The organism is Phycicoccus jejuensis, assembly GCF_044797865.1.
Lineage (GTDB): Bacteria > Actinomycetota > Actinomycetes > Actinomycetales > Dermatophilaceae > Phycicoccus > Phycicoccus jejuensis.
The window spans coordinates 2,838,388-2,853,990 of the sequence record NZ_CP085209.1 but is presented as its reverse complement, the minus strand read 5'-3'; the positions used below and the strand labels follow the sequence as shown (position 1 = coordinate 2,853,990).

At 72.9% G+C, this 15,603-nt stretch carries 19 protein-coding genes; 11 read left to right on the top strand and 8 right to left on the bottom strand.

Annotated elements, in window-relative coordinates:
* Positions 1-13: 13 nt before the first annotated feature.
* From LG324_RS13560 to LG324_RS13550, 3 genes are all read right to left on the bottom strand, one after another.
* Entirely contained in the window at positions 14-262 is a 249-nt protein-coding gene (locus tag LG324_RS13560; protein WP_404348678.1) for a DUF6959 family protein, read from the bottom strand.
* Between the two features lie 349 nt (positions 263-611).
* Positions 612-1,031, bottom strand: coding sequence for a hypothetical protein (locus tag LG324_RS13555; protein WP_215511259.1), 420 nt, complete (start codon positions 1,029-1,031; stop codon positions 612-614).
* Between the two features lie 76 nt (positions 1,032-1,107).
* Positions 1,108-1,617 carry a DUF2716 domain-containing protein gene (locus tag LG324_RS13550; RefSeq protein ID WP_404348676.1) on the bottom strand — a complete coding sequence of 170 codons (510 nt, stop codon included), beginning with the start codon at positions 1,615-1,617 and terminating at the stop codon, positions 1,108-1,110.
* Between the two features lie 277 nt (positions 1,618-1,894).
* Between LG324_RS13550 and LG324_RS13545 the strand changes: the two genes are divergently transcribed.
* Positions 1,895-2,338, top strand: coding sequence for a hypothetical protein (locus LG324_RS13545; RefSeq protein WP_404348674.1), 444 nt, complete (start codon positions 1,895-1,897; stop codon positions 2,336-2,338).
* 286 nt (positions 2,339-2,624) lie between these two features.
* Here the strand turns inward: LG324_RS13545 and LG324_RS13540 are convergent, their stop codons facing one another.
* Positions 2,625-3,113 carry a hypothetical protein gene (locus LG324_RS13540; protein WP_404348672.1) on the bottom strand — a complete coding sequence of 163 codons (489 nt, stop codon included), beginning with the start codon at positions 3,111-3,113 and terminating at the stop codon, positions 2,625-2,627.
* 300 nt (positions 3,114-3,413) lie between these two features.
* Between LG324_RS13540 and LG324_RS13535 the strand changes: the two genes are divergently transcribed.
* The 4 genes from LG324_RS13535 (at position 3,414) to LG324_RS13520 (ending at position 6,375) form a co-directional block, all read left to right on the top strand.
* The gene (locus LG324_RS13535) at positions 3,414-3,659 is read left to right on the top strand and encodes a hypothetical protein (protein ID WP_404348669.1); all 246 of its coding nucleotides are present in this window, start codon (positions 3,414-3,416) and stop codon (positions 3,657-3,659) included.
* Between the two features lie 550 nt (positions 3,660-4,209).
* The gene (locus LG324_RS13530) at positions 4,210-4,830 is read left to right on the top strand and encodes a DUF1963 domain-containing protein (protein WP_404348668.1); all 621 of its coding nucleotides are present in this window, start codon (positions 4,210-4,212) and stop codon (positions 4,828-4,830) included.
* Between the two features lie 6 nt (positions 4,831-4,836).
* The gene (locus LG324_RS13525; protein ID WP_404348666.1) at positions 4,837-5,154 is read left to right on the top strand and encodes a DUF1963 domain-containing protein; all 318 of its coding nucleotides are present in this window, start codon (positions 4,837-4,839) and stop codon (positions 5,152-5,154) included.
* Between the two features lie 96 nt (positions 5,155-5,250).
* Positions 5,251-6,375, top strand: coding sequence for a threonine aldolase family protein (locus LG324_RS13520; RefSeq protein WP_404348663.1), 1,125 nt, complete (start codon positions 5,251-5,253; stop codon positions 6,373-6,375).
* Here LG324_RS13520 and LG324_RS13515 read toward each other — a convergent pair.
* On the bottom strand, positions 6,335-6,808 hold the full coding sequence (locus LG324_RS13515; protein WP_404348661.1) for a heme-degrading domain-containing protein: 474 nt from the start codon (positions 6,806-6,808) through the stop codon (positions 6,335-6,337). The two genes, LG324_RS13520 and LG324_RS13515, sit on opposite strands and share 41 nt — an antisense overlap.
* Positions 6,809-6,861: 53 nt before the next feature.
* The gene (locus LG324_RS13510) at positions 6,862-7,398 is read right to left on the bottom strand and encodes a YbaK/EbsC family protein (protein WP_404348659.1); all 537 of its coding nucleotides are present in this window, start codon (positions 7,396-7,398) and stop codon (positions 6,862-6,864) included.
* A gap of 220 nt (positions 7,399-7,618) precedes the next feature.
* Between LG324_RS13510 and LG324_RS13505 the strand changes: the two genes are divergently transcribed.
* From LG324_RS13505 to LG324_RS13480, 6 genes are all read left to right on the top strand, one after another.
* Positions 7,619-7,894 carry a DUF6504 family protein gene (locus tag LG324_RS13505; RefSeq protein WP_207021630.1) on the top strand — a complete coding sequence of 92 codons (276 nt, stop codon included), beginning with the start codon at positions 7,619-7,621 and terminating at the stop codon, positions 7,892-7,894.
* A gap of 14 nt (positions 7,895-7,908) precedes the next feature.
* Complete coding sequence (locus LG324_RS13500) at positions 7,909-8,322, top strand: SAV_6107 family HEPN domain-containing protein (RefSeq protein ID WP_036830319.1); 414 nt, start codon at positions 7,909-7,911, stop codon at positions 8,320-8,322.
* 59 nt (positions 8,323-8,381) lie between these two features.
* Positions 8,382-12,209, top strand: a complete 3,828-nt coding sequence (locus LG324_RS13495; protein WP_404353149.1) for a DNA polymerase III subunit alpha — start codon at positions 8,382-8,384, stop codon at positions 12,207-12,209.
* A gap of 45 nt (positions 12,210-12,254) precedes the next feature.
* On the top strand, positions 12,255-13,028 hold the full coding sequence (locus LG324_RS13490; protein WP_030528971.1) for a bifunctional 2-polyprenyl-6-hydroxyphenol methylase/3-demethylubiquinol 3-O-methyltransferase UbiG: 774 nt from the start codon (positions 12,255-12,257) through the stop codon (positions 13,026-13,028).
* An 18-nt stretch (positions 13,029-13,046) separates the two neighbouring features.
* Positions 13,047-14,345 (top strand): DNA polymerase IV, encoded by a 1,299-nt coding sequence (dinB, locus tag LG324_RS13485; protein ID WP_404348656.1) that lies wholly within the window; start codon positions 13,047-13,049, stop codon positions 14,343-14,345.
* Between the two features lie 63 nt (positions 14,346-14,408).
* Positions 14,409-14,789: a DUF3040 domain-containing protein gene (locus LG324_RS13480; protein ID WP_404348653.1), complete on the top strand. Its 381-nt coding sequence runs from the start codon at positions 14,409-14,411 to the stop codon at positions 14,787-14,789.
* Positions 14,790-14,823: 34 nt separating this feature from the next.
* Here LG324_RS13480 and LG324_RS13475 read toward each other — a convergent pair whose 3' ends face one another.
* Together LG324_RS13475 and LG324_RS13470 are read right to left on the bottom strand one after the other, a co-directional pair.
* Complete coding sequence (locus tag LG324_RS13475) at positions 14,824-15,306, bottom strand: DUF456 domain-containing protein (RefSeq protein WP_030528974.1); 483 nt, start codon at positions 15,304-15,306, stop codon at positions 14,824-14,826.
* Between the two features lie 35 nt (positions 15,307-15,341).
* Positions 15,342-15,554, bottom strand: a complete 213-nt coding sequence (locus LG324_RS13470) for a hypothetical protein (protein ID WP_030528975.1) — start codon at positions 15,552-15,554, stop codon at positions 15,342-15,344.
* Between the last annotated feature and the right edge of the window lie 49 nt (positions 15,555-15,603).

The window sequence follows — 15,603 nt, the reverse complement described above, 5'->3', positions numbered from 1 at the left end:
GTCTCCGGAAGTGTCAGATTGGCGGCAGGTGAGGCACGCCGATGCCCGCGGCTTCGGACGCTCGGATGACTTCCCGCAGGGACTCCTCTAGTTCTTGACGGAGTTCGTCACGGTCCTCAGGGTTCGTGGAGCGCGCCATGGTCACCCACTCACTGAGACGGTCACCCTGTACGACGATGCCCGCGTATCGCCGGCCCATCGTTCGGACGACGACTCGATTGGTCTTGGGCGACAGGAGTTCAATCTCAGTGGCACGTTCCATGACGGGAGCCTCCCATGCGGCCACCACCTTCGGCGCTGGACTTCGAAGCGACCGAGGTGCGGCCATTTCGGATGGTCCAGGGAGCCAGCGGGCCAACAATGGATTCATGCCCTTCTGGCGTCGTTCGCAGCGAGCATGTCCGCCGGTCGTCGACAAGTCATGCCCCGACTGTGGGCACGATGAGTCGGCCCATCCTCGGCCAGGCCGAGAAGACCTAAGTCGCTGCGCGGCTTGCATCTGGGAGGAAGACACTGGCCGGCGTGACGAGGCGAGCATGTGTTCGCGGCGCTTCTCGGGCCCAGGATGAGGACTGCTGATCGTGCCCGCTCCGCGGCATTGCAGGACGTGTTCAGGGCTGCGCTAGGGCCAGCCACTCCGGGTAGTCGTGCCGAACGCCCTCGTCGTTCAGCGAGAGCATGACGTGGCCGTCTGCGCTGTCGATGGTCCAAAGGGACGTGTCCTGAAGGAGTTTCGTCGCATCCTTGGCAGCAAGAACCATGTAGGCACCTTCTTGTGTGGCTCGGTGCCGCCACTCGGCGGCCGCGAGCATTTGCGGAGGGTTCTCGTCGGCCACGAGGTCCAGCCAGCCCGCCTCATGCCACGGGATCAGAGCGGCTTGGCACTCACTTGCCAGCCACGGCCCGTGTACGACGTCCGGAGTCTCAGAACCAAGATCCCTGACTTCGTGGGTCACCTCATACAGAGCAGCCTGCTCATGTACTAGTACGTACATTTCCGACACCAGATCGGACCATCGCTCGGCAATCACGGGCCTGAGTCTGCCGCCAGCGATTGGGGCGCGACGCCGGGATGAAGATACGCACGGTCGGCGGCAGATGAGGACATCAGGTTCGGCTCTGCGGGTGACGGGGCAACCACGAAAGAAGGTCGGCACCGAGAGACTCGGTGAGGCTGCGTCCCCAGAGTGTGATGGTTCGTTGCCAGGGGTGCCCGAAGGTTCCCCACGCAGCGTCGGGTCCGAGATGGATGTAGTAGTCCCCGTTAGGAAAGACCGGGACGGGCCACGCCTCGATGTTGGCCAACGCGTGCTTCGCGGGGGAGTACCGGTAGGGGGTGTGCTGCCAGTCGAGGGCTGTCATCTCGAGGTCCCCCGCGAGCGACACGAACGCACGTAGGGCCGAGGCGTTGATCGCGGCTTCTCCGGCGGCGAACATCGCACCCTCGTCGGTAAAGACCGGGGCCAGGTCTACGACCAGGGCGTCCTCCGGAAGTGCAATCGCCGGTTGCTGGGTCTCGTAGTAGTTCGCCTCGAAGTGGAATCGCTCAAAGGGTGCCCAAGCGACGTCGTGGTCCAAGGGGATCCAGATGCCCTCCGCGGCAAACGGGCTGATCATGCCTCGAGAGGTACCCACGCGGGAAGCGTCCGCGCATGGTGACTTGCAGTCTCTACGCGGCATGAGCGGACCCGAGAACGCCCAGCTGTGGCACGCCTCGTCACTGGAATCCTCACCTCGCTGGGCTGCAGCGCGGGCGCAGGCGAATGAGGTCCTCCGCGCGATCCGTTGAGGATGTCTGGGCTCACGCTTGGCGGCAGATCGATGGCGCTGTCCGCGGCCTGTGAAGGCCTCGGCGAGGGCGCGAGTCTCGTGTAAAAGTGACAGCATGGCGTCTGTGCAGATCGCCCCCGACGCGCTGGTGGGCCACCGCCTCGAAGCCGTGACGACCCAGTGGCACGAGTTCGAGGGTGCGCGCCGCCCTGAGCCGGTTCATGTCTGGCTGACTGTCCAGGACGTTGGCGTAGTGAAGCTTCACACTCTGGACGGTCTCCTGTTGCTGCTCGAGCAGACGGCCGAGAGCGCTGTCGTGGAGATGGGTGAGCACGGGCGTCTCGTCTTGGAGCGCGGTGGTCCGCGACCTTTGGCGGAGAGGGTCGGTGAGACCATCCGCGCCGTCGAACCGCTCGAGCAGTTCTCCAGGGGCAAGGCAATCGGCGTCGTCGGTGTGCTGTTGGGGTTTGAGGCCGGCCACGTGGGCATCGGGGACCTTGGCGATGAGCTGACCGTGGAGCGATGGCCAGGGCGCTGGGCTGCCTGGGACGTGCGCCGAGTCGTGTGATCGCAGCGCGGCATGAGCGGGTTGGGAATGTTCTAACTCGAGACGACTCCCTCAGCGACCAAACGGGGCCGAGATCCAGTTCCCGTCGTGGCTCCATGAGTGTCGACGCTACGGCGACGTCGGCTGCGCACTGACAATTTAGACACCGAGTCGCACGGCGAGTGAACTGTTGGCCCTGCGAGGGCTGAGCGAGCGGGTCGCGTCTCAGCCGAGAAGTTGCTCACCTCGCCAGCGTGGGAGCTGCGTCTTGACCGCAGAGTCGGTCTGGCTCGGCGGGATCATGCCGCTACTCGCGTTCTGATATCGCCCGGAGTGCAGCCCCACGGGTGCCCAGATACAGGGCGACGGCCTCTGTCAGGTGCACCACGTCCAGCCCCGCCTCAGTTTGTCCATCGACACCAACAAACCCGAACTCGCGCTCCATGAGGCGACCGATCTCGTAAGCGACCCGGAGCGCCCGGGCCGCCGCGTCACCTACGTACCAAAAGGGGATGGCGATCGACCCTGAGACACCCGAGAACTCCACTCGGACGCGGGGATCCACGAGGGCGACCCCCACGTAGGACGGAAAGCTCTCCTGCTGTGTCTCGTAGCCCCACGACGCGACTTGTTCGCACACCCGTCTCCAGCCGGCGACGTCATGCTCTGACAAATGCAGGAGAGCCGGGCCCTCGAGCTCGAACGCCTCAAGATCGAACTGCGCGCTCTGCCACTCGAGCGTCTGGAGCGCGGTTAGACCTGGCTCGGGACGCACCAAACTGATGTCGTACGTCACGCGAGCGACGATAGCCGCCAAGCGGAATTGCCTCGACCGTTTGTGAAGCCTCACCTGCTGTGTCATGGGTGGAGATGTCACGAGGGCCATGGATGCTTCACCGCCTCCCGTGGATCACGGACTCGCAACGCTTTGCTCATCGTTGCTGCTGACGCCGCCCGAAACGTCGAGGCTCTTGACCCGGACGAGGCATGAACGACGTTGGGGGTGGCCGAGTTGCAGGCTCCTGAGCAACGGGCAGCTGAGCGGCCGGCGCCGACCAGCGCACGTGCGAGTGGGAGAGGTCCTGCGCTCCTCGGAGTGGCCGTCGGTGTTCTGATCGTCGTGCAGCCTGCATTGGGCTACGCGAGCTCGCCCCCGCGGCGGGAATGGGGCGCCATCCCAGAGATCGCCCTCACCGTGATCCTGGTGGCGCTGATGCTCGTCGTGGGAGGAGTGACACGGCTGCTGGGGCGACGACGACCCCGGATGCCGGCGTTCGGTACCGGCCTTCTCTGGTCCAGCTTCGCCGGATACATCGCAGCCTTGGTCATCTTCAACATCTGAGCCGCCGTCGTCACTCGTGCTCGCCACGCGAAACATCCGCACATCGGCATGAGCGCTGAACGCGACCCTGCTCCGCTCGTCGCGCGTACACCGACCGGGGGCGCTGGATGCGGAGGACATCAAGAGCCGTGGGGGGTGCTTGCCCTCCCGGCCTCGTCAGCCCCCCGCTCGGGCACTCCTCAGAGCAGCTCTCGCCCCGTAGGCGAGCCCGATGACTCCGCCGGCCCACGGTGGCGGGAGGAACCCGGGCCAAAGAACGCCGGCGAGCCAGAAGGTGGCTGCGAGCGCTGCTCCGACCGGCAGACCGACGAGCGCGAGTGCGAACCACGGGTCGTCCCACCGCAGCGAAGGGCGGGCGTTCGACGTTTCCTGCACAGAGTGCAGGCTACGCGGAGCCACCGCGGGCGCGGACGGACATCGAAGAGGGCGGCTGCATCGGCGTGGGGCCGCCTTCCACCGCCAGCTCCCCGGGTCGCGGTCTGGTGGACGCGGACTGCCCCCAGCGCAGAGCGGCGAGCGGCATCGTGGGTCGCGAGGCACGATGTGTGCCATGCGATTTCCCTTCGGCAAGCGACGCGACGATGCGCCGGACAACTCGCCGCCCGAGACGAGCCGGCCCCGCCCTGACGAGGTGACGGACGAGGACCTTGTTCGCGGGATCGCCGACCGGTACCTGCCCGACGACGTCCGCGAGCGCTGGCTCCGGCTGCTCCGGCCCGCGATCCGGCTCGTTCCCGTCACGGGGGCGCAGCGGCAGGTCGGCAGGCTCGGAGGGCTACCGACCCTGCCGGATGACATGCCGTGGCCGTGGTGGGAGGGCCACGGCCCCCTCTCGTACATCGGCGAGCTCGACTGCGACCAGCTCGCGACCTTCGCCCTCGCGCTGCCCGCCCCGTCGTCGGGGAGGCTGCTCTTCTTCTACTTCGACGGGTCCTACGACGACCACGAGACGACGGTCGGAACCTGGGACGCAGCCACGTTGCAGGGCGCCCGCGCCGTCCACCTCCCGACAGACCTCACGGCCCCTGCGCGGGAGGCGCCCGACGGGATCACCGTCTACCCCGAGGCCCGCATGGCAGGGCGGACCATCATGACCGCACCGGGATGGGATCACCCGGACCTGCGCGACGCGTTCCTGGAGCCCGGGCAGGACCACCGCTCCTTCATGTAGCATCCCGTGGCCGGCGACGACTTCACCGAGGCCCTCGACGAACGCCACACCGGGCCGCGGCACCAGGTGGGCGGTTACGCCACGCCGGTCCAGGGCCCTGTCGAGGACGAGGTCGCCCACGCCGCGCTGCACAACGAGGTCGCGTGGACGGACCCCAGGCTCCGCGCGGAGGCCGAGCGGTGGGAGCTGCTGTTCCAGGTCGACAGCGACGACGACCTCGACATGATGTGGGGCGACGTCGGAACCCTGTACTGGCTGGCGCGCACGGGCGACCCTACGAACGACGACCCCACCGCCATCTCGTTCACCTGGCAGTGCTGCTGACCACCGTCACGGACCGCGCGTCGTCGCTGCCAGTCGCGTTGCGGCGCAGGAAACATCAGCCCTGACGCGACCGTGCCGGCGGGCTACGCTCGCGAGATGACGGACGCAGCGACACCTGCCGATCGTCGGGCGGCGGCTCGTCGTGGGTGCACCCGATGGCTGGTCGGGCACGGTGACATCACGCCCGGGCGGTGGCTGGCGGAGCTGGCCGACGCGGCGACGGTGCCCGACCTCGACCGGTACGGCGGCGGCGGCGAGGTCGAGGCGCTGGAACACGAGGTGGCGCAGCTGTTGGGCACCGAGTCGGCGGTGTTCATGCCCAGCGGGGTCATGGCGCAGCAGGCCGCGATGCGCTCCTGGGCCGAGCGGTCGTCCACCGACGCGGTGGCCGTGCACGGGCTCTCGCACCTCGTGGTGCACGAGCTGGACGCCCTGTCCGAGATGCACCACCTGCGGGTGCAGCACCTGACCGACGAGCCACGTCCCGCGACGGTTGCGGACCTCGACCGGCTGGCCGGGCCGCTGGCCGCGGTGAGCCTCGAGCTCCCCCTCCGGGATGCCGGTTACCTGCTGCCCTCGTGGGAGGAGCTGGTCGCCTTCACCGACCGGGCGCGCGAGCGGGGCGTGCCGGTCCACCTCGACGGGGCCCGGCTGTGGGAGAGCCAACCCTTCTACGACCGCCCGCTCGCGGAGATCGCCGCCCTGTTCGACTCCGTGTACGTCTCGTTCTACAAGGGCCTCGGTGGGGTCGCCGGCGCCGCGTTGGCCGGCTCCCAGGACCTGGTCGCGCAGGCCCGACGCTGGCGGGCCAGGCACGGGGGGACGCTGTTCTCGATGCTGCCCTACGCCGTCGGCGCGCGTGACGGGCTGCGCCGCCGGCTGCCCCGGATGGCGGTGTACGCCACCCGTGCCCGGGAGCTCGCCGCGGGCCTGGGCTCGGTCGACGGTGTGCGGGTCCACCCCGACCCGCCGCACACCAACGCGTTCCGGGTCTTCGTGGACGCCCCGCTCGAGGCGCTGGAGGAGGCGACCCTGCGCGTCATGGAGACCGACCACGTCGCGCTGGCGAGCCGGTGGCGCCCGGCCGAGGTGCCTGGCTGGGCGATGACCGAGCTCACCGTGGGCGACGCGACCCTCGACTGGGACGTCGAGGACCAGCTGGCCGCGATGAGGAGCCTAGTCAGCGCCGCGCGTCGAGGTGCTCGCGCAGGATCCTCATGACGAACCGGTGGTCCTCGAGCTGCGGCAGCCCGGAGACGCCCATCCACCCGATGACACCGGCTCCCCGGACGTGCAGCGGGACGGCGCCGCCGGCAGCGGCGAACCGTGCCGAGGGCAGCGCGAACTTCTCTGCGAGAGTAGTCCCTTGGTCCTTGCACAGTCGGGCGACGTACAGCGAGGAGCGTTCGAACCGCATCACCACGCGCCCCTTGCGGCGCAGCCACTCGTTGTTGTCGCGCGTCGACCCGGGGAGCGCGCAGTGGAACAGCTGGCGCTCTCCTCGCCAGACCCCGACCGCGATCGGCAGCCCCTGCTCCAGACCCGCCTCCACGGACCGGCGGCCGAGGGCGTAGGCGGTCTGCTCGGTGAGCTCGGGCAGGACGACCTCGTCCTCCGCCCGCGCGATGTCCTCCGTCGTCGGCCACTGGTCCACAGCGCCATCATGGGGCACCTGTCAACCGATCCGTGCGCCGGTCGGGTCCCGGGTCAGGCGACGTCCATCGCCTGGCCGCCGGTGATGCGGATCAGCTCGTCGTAGGTCGTCGCGAAGACGGCGTGGCTGTGGCCGGCGGCCGCCCAGACGCGGTCGTAGCGCCCGAGGGTGACGTCGACGACCGTCTGCAGCCGCTGCGGGTGCCCGACGGGCGCGACACCGCCGATGGCCATCCCGGTGTGCTCGCGGACGAAGTCGGGGTCGGCCCGCTCGAGCGCGTCGACCTCGAGGAGGCTCCCGACCTTCGCGGTGTCGACGCGGTGCCCGCCCGAGGCGAGGACGAGCAGGGGCGTGCGAGAGCCGTCGGCGCCGACGGCGACGAAGACGAGGCTGTTGGCGATCTCGGCGGGGGAGACCCCGAGCGCGTCCGCGGCGGCCTGCGCGGTGCGGACCGCCCCGGGCAGCTGGCGCAGCTCGGGGCGGACGTGGTGCAGGGCGAGGGTCTCAAGGACCCCGGCGACGCGCCGGTGGGCCGTGAGGTCGCGCTCCGGAGGGGGTGCGGCGGCCACGTCGGCGGGGTCGGTCGACATGACCGCAGCGTAGTGACGCGGGGCCCCGTGCGGGAGGTGTGCGGGGAGGTGTCGCGGCGCCCCGGACGAGCCGGTCCGGGTCCTCGGAACCGCTTGACGGGATGTCGGGACGGGGGTCTACAGTGGTCATCAGGTCGAACACGCGTTCGAACATCCCCCACCGGTCCACCGGCCCCGCGAGGTCGCCGGGCGATCGGTCCTGCCCGTCCGGAGGTGCCTCATGGTGCGTCGTCACGACGACCCGCTCGAGGTGGCGGGGGCCGACCCGGCTCCGCGCTCCTTCGTCTGGCGGGGGCGGCGCTACACCGTGTGCGCCGTCCTCGACGCCTGGCAGGAGCGGCGCGCCTGGTGGCGCGAGGTGGGGGAGGACGGTGCGGCCACCGCGACCGAGCGGCGGGTGTGGCGGGTCGAGGCCCGCCCGCCGTCCGGTCCGGTCGGGGTCTTCGACCTCGGCCGTGACGACGACCACTGGCTCCTCCTGCGGGCCCACGACTGAGACGGACGAGACCGATGCCCCACGCCGCCACCACCCTCGACCTCCTCGAGCGCTCCCGCGCCTCCCTCGCCGACGCCTGCGTCGCGGGCCGGGCCTCCACCCGCTACCTCGCGGCCTCGCTCGCCGCGCTGCGCGCCGCCGCCGCGCTCGTCGCCTCCCGGCCGGCGCCCGAGGCCCCCGGCGCCGGGCCGCACGACGTCTGGGCGCTCGTCGCCCGCACCGCGCCCGAGCTCACCGAGTGGGCCGAGCGCTTCGCCGCGGTGACCGGGCACCGGGTCGGGGTCGAGACCGGCCTGGTCCGGGTCACCGCCCGCGAGGCCGACGACCTCCTGCGCGACGCCGAGGTCCTCCTCGACCTCGTCGCGGCCCGCCTCGGGGTCCCCGTCGCCCCCGCCGCCCGCCGGCTCGCGCCCGTCCGCTCCGCCTGAGGCCCGCCGTGCCCACCGCCGACGGGTTCGCCCACCTCCACGTCGCCTCCGGCTACTCGATGCGCTACGGCGCCTCGCAGCCCGAGGACCTCGTCGCCCGCGCCGTCGACCTCGGCCAGGGCGCGCTCGCGCTGACCGACCGCGACGGCCTCTACGGCGCGGTCCGCTTCGCGCAGGCGTGCGGCGCGGCGGGTGTCGACCCCGTCCTCGGGGTCGACCTCGCCGTCGAGGACCTCCTGCCCGCCCCGCCCGTGCGGCGGGCACGCACACCGGTGCGCGGCGGCGCGATCGTCGACCCGCGCCGGCCCCGGGTCACCGTCCTCGGTCGGGGCGGCGGCGGGGGAGCGGCCGCGGGCGCCGGCTGGGCCTCCCTCTGCCGGCTCGTCACCGAGACCCACCTGCGCGGCGAGCGCGGTATCCCGGTCACCACCCCGGCCCTCCTCGCCCGGTGGACCGCCCCGGCCGGCGACGACGCCGCGGCCCCCGCGCGCCTCGTCGTCCTTCTCGGCCCCGACTCCGACGTCGGGCGCGCCGTCCTCGCCGGGCAGCGCGAGCACGCCCGCGACCTCCTCGCCCGCTGGCGCGCGCTCCTGCCGCGCGACGGCCTCGCCGTCGAGGTCGTCCTCCACGGCGGCCCCGAGGGCACCCCCGGCTGCCGGTCGCACACCGGCCGGATGCTCGCCCTCGCCGACGCCGCCGGCGTGACGGCCGTCCTCAGCGCCGCCGTCCGGCACGCCGAGCCGGGGCAGGTGCGCACCGTCGACGTCCTCGACGCCGCGCGCCGGCTCGTCGTCCTCGACTCCCGCCACCTCGACCGGGTCACCGACGCCGGCCACCTCGCGAGCACCGCCGACATGCACGCCCGGGCCCTCACCGTCACGGGCGGCGACACCGCCCGCGCGCAGCGCCTCCTCGCGATGACCGCGCGGGTGGCCGCCGAGTGCGTCCAGCACGCCCGCGACGACCTCGGCATCGGCGCGGTCCACCTGCCCGAGCCCGAGATCCTCGGCATCGAGCCCGGCACCGACCCGATGGACGTCCTCGCGCAGCGCTGCCGCGCGGCGGTCGGCCGGCGCTACCCGGACGCCACCGACACCGAGCGGCAGGTCGTCCTCGACCGCCTCGACGCCGAGCTCACCGTCGTCCGCTCGCTCGGCTACCCGACGTACTTCCTCACCGTCGCCGAGGTCACCGACCTCATCCGGGCCCGCGGCGTGCGGGTCGCGGCCCGCGGCTCGGGCGCCGGCAGCCTCGTCAACCACCTCCTCGGCATCAGCGGGGTCGACCCGATCCGCCACCGGCTGCTCATGGAGCGGTTCTGCTCCCCGCTGCGCGCCGAGCTGCCGGACATCGACGTCGACGTCGAGTCCGCCCGCCGCACCGAGATCTACGAGGCCGTCCTCGAGCGCTTCGGCGGCGAGCGCGTCACGTGCGTCTCGATGATGGACACCTACAAGGTCCGCCACGCCGTCCGCGACGTCGGGGCCGCGCTCGGGATGCCCCCGCTCGAGATCGACGAGATCGCCAAGGCCTTCCCGCACGTGCGCGCCAAGGACGCCCGGCATGCCATCGCCGACCTGCCCGAGCTGCGCAGCCGCGGCCTGGACTCCCCGCGGATGGCGCAGTTCTTCGACCTCGTCGAGTCCCTCGACGGCCTGCCCCGCCACATCGTCCTGCACCCGTGCGGCGTCGTCCTGTCCAACGCCGGGATGCTCGACCGCACGCCCGTCGAGGCGTCCTGGCTCGGCTTCCCGATGAGCCAGCTCGACAAGGACGACGTCGAGACCCTCGGCTTCCTCAAGCTCGACGTCCTCGGCATCCGGATGCAGTCCTCGATGGCGCACGCCGTCGCCGAGGTCGAGCGGGTCACCGGCGAGCGCATCGACCTCGACGACGAGGCGCAGGTGCCGCTCGACGACCCCGACACCTTCGAGCTGATCCGCACGACCCGCACCCTCGGGATGTTCCAGATCGAGAGCCCCGGCCAGCGCGAGCTCGTCGGCAAGCTCGGCCCGACCGCCTTCGACGACCTCATCGTCGACATCTCGCTCTTCCGGCCCGGCCCGGTCAAGTCCGACATGATCACGCCGTTCCTCGAGTCCCGGCACGGCTGGCGCGAGACGCGCTTCCTCCACCCGAGCCTGGTCCCCGCGCTCGCGGAGACCGAGGGCGTCGTCGTCTTCCACGAGCAGGTGCTCCTCATCGTCGCCGAGACGACCGGGGTGAGCCTGGCCCAGGCCGACGAGGTCCGCCGCTCGATGGGCACCCCGCACGGCCAGCAGGAGGTCGAGGCGTGGTGGCGCCCGGCGGCCGCGGCCCGCGGCTACGCGGCCGAGGACCGCGACCGGATCTGGGAGGTCCTCAAGTCCTTCGCGTCCTTCGGGTTCTGCAAGGCGCACGCCGCGGCCTTCGCGCTGCCGACCTACCACTCGGCGTGGCTGAAGACCCACCACCCGGCGGCCTTCCTCTCCGGCATCCTCACGCACGACCCGGGGATGTACCCCAAGCGGCTGCTCCTCGACGACGCCCGCTCCTTCGGCATCCCCGTGCTCGGCCTCGACGTCAACGCCTCGCGCGAGGTCTACCGGATCGAGCCGGTCGAGGAGGTCGCCCCGGACCCGCGCCCGGGGTGGAAGCAGGACCCCCAGCCCTACGGCATCCGGCTCTCGCTCGCCGACGTCAAGGGCATCAGCGAGGCCGAGGTCGCCCGCGTCGTCGCCGGCCAGCCCTACGCCGACCTCGGCGACTTCTGGGCCCGCGCCCGGGTCAGCCGCCCGGTCGTCGAGCGGCTCGTCCTCGCCGGCGCCTTCGACTCCCTCCACGGCACGACGGCCGACGGCGGGCTCGGGCGGCGCGGCCGGGTCACCCGCCGCGACCTGCTCCTCCACGTCGCCGAGCTCGACCGCTGGGACCGGGGGAGCGGGCGCTCCCGTGGGACGCGCGCCGCCCGGCGGGCGCTGCCGACCTCCGCGGCGGCCGAGGTCGAGGCGGGCGGGGTCGACGTCCGTCTCCGCGCGGCCGCGCAGAGCCGGGCCGCCCGTGAGGTCGTGCCCGCCGCGGAGCAGCCGACCCAGCTGACCCTCGACCTCGGCGACCGCCCGCGCCTCGTCGCCGGGGCCGGGCTGCCCGAGATGACCGGGGCCGAGCGGGTCCGGGCCGAGCTCGACGTGCTCGGCCTCGACGTCTCGAGCCACGTCGTCAGCTTCTACGAGCCGCTGCTCGAGGCCCTCGGGGTCACCCGCAGCCGCGACCTCGTCGGCTCCCGGAGCCGCTCGGAGGTCTGGGTCGCCGGGGTCAAGGTCGCGACCCAGACCCCGCCGGTGCGCTCCGGACGGCGGGTGGTCTTCCTCACCCTCGACGACGGCACCGGCCCCTCGGACTGCACCTTCTTCGAGGACGTCCAGGGCCCGTACTCCGGCGTCGTCTTCCACTCGTGGCTGCTCCTCGTCCGCGGTGTGCTGCGCCGCACCGGCGACCGCGGCGTCTCCATCCGCGCCACCGGTGCGTGGGAGCTCGCGGCGCTCTGGGACGCCTGGCAGCTCGGGGGGCTCGAGGCCGTGCGGGCCGCCGTCGCGGCGGGGGAGGCCGAGGCGGTCGCCCGCGCCGAGGCCGCCGAGCACGCCGCCCGCGAGGCCGCCGAGCGCTCCGGACGCCGGGTCCTCGTCCACGCCTCCGGCTTCCGCCAGTCGCCGTACGCCGACATCAAGCCGGCGGGCGCCGACCCCCGCGCCGGCCGTGGGGCCCCGGTCCTCGACCACCCGGGCGGGATGCCGCGACCGGTCCCGGGCACGCCCCCGGGGCGGGTCGTCCCGGCCGCGGCGGCCGCGACCCCGGCGCTGCCGCCGCGCAAGCTGTGGCACGCGAGCCCCGGCAGCTCGGGACACTAGGGTGGGCACCGCACCAGCGCCCCACCGTCCCGGAGGAGACCCACCGTGTCCGACGACCGCGGCCGGCGGCCCGGCCCCGCGAGCGGGTCGCGGACGACGGCGGTCCAGCGCGTCCTCGACGCCCACGCCGAGCAGCGCCGCACCGCGCTCGGCCGGCCGCTGCGGGTCCTCGACCTCGGCGGGGGCACCGGCGGCACGGCCGTGCCCCTCGCCGTCGCCGGCCACGAGCTCACCGTCGTCGACCCCAGCCCGGACGCCCTCTTCTCGCTGCGCCGGCGCGCGAGCGAGCGCGGTGTCGAGGCCCGGGTCCGGGCGCTGCAGGGCGACGCCGACACCGTCGCCTCCCTCGTCGGCGCCGACGAGCCCTTCGACCTCGTCTGCCTCCACGGCACCCTCGAGGTCGTCGACGACCCCGCGGCCGCGGTCGGGGCGGCCGCCGGCCTCCTCGCCCCCGGGGGCACCTTCAGCCTCGTCGTCGCGCAGCGCCTGCACGCCGTCCTCACCCACGCCCTCGCCGGCCGGCTCGACCGGGCCCGCGCGGTCCTCGAGCGCCCCGACGGGCGCTGGGGCGAGGAGGACCCCGCGCCCCGGCGGTTCGACGAGGCCGCGGTCGTCGCGCTCGTCCAGGCACAGGGCCTCACCCCGGTCCACGTCCAGGGCGTGCGGGTCTTCGCCGACCTCGTGCCCTCCGCGCTGCTCGACTCCGAGGCCGACCGCACCGCCCTCGCCGCCCTCGAGGAGGCCGCGGCGGCCGACACCGCCCACCCGGTGCTCGGCAGCCTCGGCAGCGCCCTGCACGTCCTCGCGACCCGGGGCTGAGCACCGGGGGAGCGCCCCGTGAGCCGGCGGCAGTTCGCGCTGCCCGAGCGGCTCGTCGACACCCCGCCCGACGACACCGGCTGCACCGTCCTCCACGTCGACATGGACGCCTTCTACGCGTCCGCGAGCCTGCTCGCCCACCCCGAGCTCGTCGGCACCCCGGTGATCATCGGCGGCGGCACCCGCGGCGTCGTCCTGTCGGCGACCTACGAGGCGCGCCGGTTCGGGGTCGCCTCCGCCATGCCGATGTCCCGGGCCCGTCGCCTCTGCCCGCAGGCCACCGTGCTGCGCCCCGACCACGACCTCTACGCGACGATCTCGGCCGGGGTGATGGAGACCTTCCGGTCGGTGACGCCGCACCTGGAGCCGCTCTCGCTCGACGAGGCCTTCCTCGACGTCTCCGGGGCGCTGCGCCGCCTCGGCAGCCCCGCGGCCATCGCCCAGATGCTCCGCGACACCATCCACGACGAGCAGGGCATCACCTGCTCCGTCGGGGTCGGGCCGAGCAAGTTCGTCGCGAAGCTCGCCTCCGGGCTGGCCAAGCCGGACGGGATGGTCGTCGTCCCGCGCGACGAGGTCGTGCCGTTCGTCCAGCAGCTGCCCGTCGCGGCGCTGTGGGGGGTCGGGGACCGCACCGAGGAGGCCTTGACCCGGCTCGGCCTGCACACCGTCGCCGACATCGCCCACACGCCGCTCGCGACGCTCGAGCGCGCGCTCGGCACGGCCACCGGGCGCCACCTCCACGAGCTCGCCTGGGGGCGCGACCCCCGGCCGGTCGAGCGCGAGCAGCGCGAGAAGAGCATCGGCAGCGACGAGACCTTCGAGGCCGACATCGACGACGCCACCGAGATCCGCCGGCGCCTCCTCGGGCTCGGTGACCGCACCGCGGCCCGGGCCCGCGCGGCCGGGCTCACCGGGCGGACCGTCACCCTCAAGGTGAGGTTCAGCGACTTCACGACGATCACCCGCTCCCGGACGCTGCGCGAACCGACCGACAGCGGACGCACGCTCCACGCGACGGCGGTCTCCCTCTTCGACGCCCTCGGCCTCCAGCGCGCCCGGATCCGCCTCGTCGGGGTCCGGCTCTCCGGTCTCGTCCCGGCGACGGAGGCCCCGCTGCAGGGGGTGCTCGGCGAGCCCGAGCACGGCTGGCGGGACGCCGACCGGGCGGTCGACCGGGCCCGCGCGCGGTTCGGCTCGGGGGTGGTCCGGCCGGCCAGCCTCGTCCGTCCCCGCCCCACGGACGTCGAACCTCGTCCGTCTGGTGTGCAACCTCGTCCATCCGCTTCCGTGGGAGGACGCCGCGACATATCCTGACATTCCAGAGCTACACCCCCCGGGGGCGTCGTGAGGACGCCTTGGGCCGACCAGGGAGGATCTGTGCCCCTCTCCGACCACGAGCAGAAGATGCTCGAGCAGATGGAACAGGCGCTCGCCGCCGAGGACCCGAAGTTCGCCTCCAGCATGAAGGGCGGCGGGTTCCTCCAGCGACGACGGTGGATCATCGGCGTGCTCGGGCTGGTCGCGGGGCTCGGTCTCGTCCTCGTCGGGGTCAACACGACGATGTGGGTCGGGGCCATCGGCTTCGCCCTCATGGTCGCCTCGGTCGCCTACGCCGTCACCCCGCCCCGCAAGGCCCACCTCGGTGTCGTCAGCCCCGAGGGCGGCGTCCAGCCGGCCAAGGGCCGCCCCCGCCGCAAGAGCTCGCTCATCGACCGGCTCGACGAGCGCTGGGAGCGCCGCCAGGGCGGCAACTGGTGAATCCTGCCCGCCGCAGCAGCGGTGGGCGGACCCGTCAGGTGAGCAGCAGACCGAGCACGTAGAGCCCGGCGACGACGAGCGCCGCCGCGAGCTCGATGCCCATGCTCTGGGCGACGGCCACGACGGCGTGCTTCGTGCGCGTCCACGCCTCCGCACGGGAGGCGCCCCGGCCGGTCTCGACGAGCCAGATACCGAGCACGAACCCGATGAGCGCCCCGATGACCGGGACGACGAAGAACCCGACGACCGCGAGGACGAGGGCCAGCGCCAGGGTCGAGGTGCGCACGCCCTGCGCCTTCATCCGCCGCCCGGGGACGAGGTACTGCAGCACGCGGCCGGCGACGGCGACGAGGACGGCGAGGGTCAGCAGGACCCATGCGGTGGGGGTGTGCGTGACGACGGCCCAGACGGCCACGCCCGCCACGACGAGGAGGGTGCCGGGCAGCGCCGGGACGACGATCCCGACGAGCCCGAGCAGGATGAGGAGCGGGGGCAGGACGAGCCAGATGTCATCCACCGGCGCGTCCACGGTGAGGGATGCTGCGGGTGGGGTCAGTCGCCGACGACGGGCTGGCGCTCGGTCAGCCGCTCGCTCTCGTCGATGATGTCGGCCTTGTCCACGAGGGCCGGCACGTGCTCACGGCCGTGGTGGGCGCAGAACAGGAGCTCTCCGCCGGCGTGGAGGCGGGCGCGGATGTACGCCTGGGCCCCGCAGCGGTCGCACCGGTCCGCGGCGGTCAGGGTGGGTGCCAGTGCGGCGTTCACGTCGGCCTCCTCGGCTCGTCCGGGTCAGTGCTAGGTGTTCGGTCCACCG